This window comes from Chamaesiphon sp. GL140_3_metabinner_50, from assembly GCF_025361915.1.
Lineage (GTDB): Bacteria > Cyanobacteriota > Cyanobacteriia > Cyanobacteriales > Chamaesiphonaceae > Chamaesiphon.
The window spans coordinates 1-3,746 of sequence record NZ_JANYJC010000033.1; the positions used below are offsets into that span (position 1 = coordinate 1).

Sequence of the window (3,746 nt, forward strand, 5' to 3'; positions counted from 1 at the left end):
ATCGCGACTCAGCCGCGTACTCTAGTCGTGTTAGAACAGAGAAGTAGCGCAACGATCGTGCAAGAATATCTGTCTACATCTGCGTCGAGCTGTGCTTATTTTAATAACAGCGTTACGGAAATCTGGCTGGGAGAATCCGCCAAACTCAACCATACCCGCATTCAAACTGAAGATATCGCCGCTATTCATATCGGCAAAACAGCGGTTTCCCAATCCGAGCATAGCTCCTATACTGGTAACGCGATCGAACTTGGTAGCAAGCTCTCTCGCCATAATTGGGAAATCTTCCAAATCGGCGCGCAGACTGAAACTCATCTGAATGGTTTGACGATGGTAAATGGCGATCGAGAGTCAGATACTCATAGTGTCATCGCTTTGACTAAGCCCCACGGAATTACCAATCAACTGCATAAGTGTATCGTAGACGATCGCGCTCATGCGATCTTCAACGGTAAAGTATTCGTGCCCCAAGCCGCCCAACAAACCAACGCAGGGCAGTTAAACCGCAATCTGCTACTTTCTGCCAAGGCGCGCATCGATACCAAGCCACAGCTCGAAATTACCGCCGATAATGTCAAATGCTCCCACGGTGCGACAGTCAGCCAACTCGAAGACGATGAGATCTTTTATCTCCAGAGCCGAGGTTTAGATGTCGAAACAGCTAAAATATTACTTATCAACGCTTTTGCTGTAGAAATTATCGATCGTATTCCCGTCGCTTCAGTACGCACAAGACTAGCCGCAGCAGTAAAAGCATTTAAAGCTAACTAAACACTGGCAAGCAATGACTAGAGAAAGCCCGATTCTACGACTAATCCAAAATCTTACAGGAAATTCTGGTGATATGACTTTTATTCAAACTAGAGAAAATGATACCTTGACTATTGCGGATCGAGTTCGGGCAGACTTTCCGATTCTCCATCGCGAGGTGCATGGCAAGCCGCTGGTATATCTCGATAATGCGGCGACTTCTCACAAGCCTCATGCTGTGATTCACGCACTCGAACATTATTATAGTCATTACAATTCCAACGTTCATCGCGGCGTACATACGCTCAGTGCGGAAGCCACCGATGCTTATGAAGGCGCACGCGAAAAGATTGCTAAATTTGTCAATGCAGCTTCTTCTCAAGAGATTATTTACACCCGGAATGCGACTGAAGCAATTAATTTAGTTGCTTATAGTTGGGGATTGAGTAATCTTCAACGTGGTGATGAAATCATCCTCTCGGTGATGGAACACCATAGTAATCTGATTCCGTGGCAATTAGTCGCTCAAAAAACAGGCGCGCGGCTAAAGTTCGTCCAACTCACACCAGAAGAAGAGTTTGACTTCGGACATTACCAATCTTTAGTTAATGAGAAAACAAAACTAGTCTCGGTGGTGCATGTTTCTAATACTTTAGGGTGTATCAATCCTGTCAAAGATATCATCGCACTAGCGCATCAATATGGCGCAAAAGTATTAATTGATGCTTGCCAAAGTGCGCCACACATGCCGTTAGATGTCCAGGATATGGACTGTGATTGGCTGGCGGTATCGGGACACAAAATGTGCGGGCCGACTGGGATTGGCTTCTTATATGGTAAGTTAAACTTGTTGCGATCGATGCCGCCGTTCTTAGGTGGTGGTGAAATGATTGCTGATGTATTTCTAGAAAATGCTACTTATGCAGATTTACCACATAAGTTTGAAGCTGGTACGCCTGCTATTGCCGAAGCGATCGCATTAGGGGCGGCAGTAGATTATTTAACTAACATTGGAATGGATAAAATTCATGCTTATGAAGTAGAGTTAAATACTTATTTATTTGAGAAATTAATGCAGATTCCTCAAATTAAAATCTATGGCCCCAAACCACCAAAAGAGCGCGCTGCTTTAGCTGCTTTCACTGCTGGTGAAGTCCATCCTCACGATCTTTCGACGATGTTAGATCAGGCGGGTATTGCGATTCGGGCTGGACACCATTGCACTCAGCCACTGCACCGCTTTATCAAGGCTCAATCGACGGCACGGGCGAGTTTATACTTTTATAATACTAAAGCAGAAATCGATACTTTCATTGCGTCGCTGTTAGAATCGATCGAGTTTTTTGATAGTATCTTTAGTTGAGAATTTCGAGTTGTTTAGAGATAAAATTGGCAACCATCGAGCGTTATGGTGAGAAATGGATTGTTTCTCTCTGAAAATGTACTAAATCTTAACCTAAAACGGCGATCGGACTAGACTACCGATCGCCATTTTGAGTTACAATCTAGGTACATAACTACTATATTTATTATGAGTCTTAATGTCGTGCATTTGGTAGGCAGAGTTGGCGGCGATCCAGAAATGAAATATTTTGAATCTGGCACTCAGCTCTGCACCCTCACTTTAGCTGTCAATCGTCGTAGCAAAAACCAAGATCAGCCCGACTGGTTCAATCTTAAAATTTGGGGTAAAACTGCTGAGATTGCCAGAAACTATGCTAAAAAAGGCAGTCAAATCGGGATTAAAGGCTCTCTCGAAGTAGAAACTTGGACTGATAAAGCCACAGGTACCGAACGCTCTCGCCCCGTAATTAAGGTGGAAAGCTTAGATTTACTCGGCTCTAAGCGAGATGCTGCTGAAGCAATGCCAGATTACGGTTAGGGTATTAAATGCCATCACAATATAGGGGCTACCATGCAACAAGTTGGTTAGACTTCGTTTCGAGATCTGAATCCCCCCTAGCCCCCCTTAAAAAGGGGGGAACCGGATCCGGAAGTCCCCCTTTTTAAGGGGGATTTAGCGGCTCGCAGCCGGGAGGTTCCCTCCCGGATTATGCGAGACAAGACAGCGGCGTTTTTATTCTGGGGTTCCCCCGTGATGTAAAAAAACGACAAGACAGGGGGATTCCCACTAATTTCGCTTCTCACCAGAGATGTGTATACAGGGTAGCCTTATGAAGGGTTGGCTCTTTCCGGCTCCCTCCCCTTGATAAGGGGAGGGTTGGGGTGGGGTAAAAGACTACGCGGCTACCTTGGCATTTTGTTGAATATTCCACAAGCCCGCATAGATGCCATTGAGAGCCAACAACTCATCGTGAGTACCAGCTTCGATTAATTTGCCGCGTTCCATGACATAAATACAGTGAGCGTTGCGAATTGTAGAAAGACGATGCGCGATCGCAATTGTAGTTCGATTGAGTGTAATTCGATCGAGCGATCTTTGAATTGCGGCTTCAGTTTCATTGTCTACCGCCGATGTTGCCTCATCAAGAATTAAAATTGGCGGGTTCTTTAACACTGCCCGCGCGATGGCGATGCGTTGGCGTTGTCCCCCAGATAATTTCTGTCCTCTTTCGCCGACAATCGTATCGTAAGTATCGGGTAATAAGTCAATAAATTCATCGGCTTCGGCAATTTTAGCAGCAGCAATCACCTCGTCTAGAGTTGCAGCAGGACTACCATAAGCAATATTTTCTCGCACTGAACCGTGGAATAAAAATACATCCTGACTGACTAATCCGATCGATCTGCGTAAGTCGGCTAGATGTAAATCCTGAATATTAATGCCATCTAAAGTAATTTCTCCCGACTGAATTTCATACAGTCGCAATAGAAGTTTTACTAGTGTACTTTTCCCCGAACCCGTCGCACCGACGATCGCGATCGTTTGTCCGGCAGGAATTTTTAGTGATAATTTTTTGACTACAGTCGATCGATCGGGATAGGCAAAGATGACATTTTTTAGCTCTATTTCACCGCGTACTTGTGGTAAAGCT

At 44.9% G+C, this 3,746-nt stretch carries 4 protein-coding genes; 3 read left to right on the forward strand and 1 reads right to left on the reverse strand.

Features of this window, described 5'->3' with window-relative positions:
* The 3 genes from sufD to Q0R35_RS01515 form a co-directional block, all read left to right on the forward strand.
* Positions 1-771: Fe-S cluster assembly protein SufD (sufD, locus tag Q0R35_RS01505; RefSeq protein ID WP_295613764.1), on the forward strand; the 771-nt coding region annotated here is incomplete at its 5' end.
* Between the two features lie 73 nt (positions 772-844).
* Entirely contained in the window at positions 845-2,113 is a 1,269-nt protein-coding gene (locus tag Q0R35_RS01510) for a SufS family cysteine desulfurase (RefSeq protein ID WP_295613766.1), read from the forward strand.
* 168 nt (positions 2,114-2,281) lie between these two features.
* On the forward strand, positions 2,282-2,632 hold the full coding sequence (locus Q0R35_RS01515) for a single-stranded DNA-binding protein (protein WP_295613768.1): 351 nt from the start codon (positions 2,282-2,284) through the stop codon (positions 2,630-2,632).
* Positions 2,633-2,989: 357 nt separating this feature from the next.
* On the opposite strand, the gene Q0R35_RS01520 is transcribed toward Q0R35_RS01515, so the two are convergent.
* Positions 2,990-3,746 (reverse strand): ATP-binding cassette domain-containing protein (locus Q0R35_RS01520; protein WP_295613770.1); only part of this gene is annotated, 757 nt, incomplete at its 5' end.

What these genes read in the sequence shown, in the direction of transcription:
- Q0R35_RS01510 (WP_295613766.1), top strand. Translation starts at nt 845, where the DNA reads ATGACTTTTATTCAAACTAGAGAAAATGATACCTTGACTATTGCGGAT.
- Q0R35_RS01515 (WP_295613768.1), top strand. Translation starts at nt 2,282, where the DNA reads ATGAGTCTTAATGTCGTGCATTTGGTAGGCAGAGTTGGCGGCGATCCA.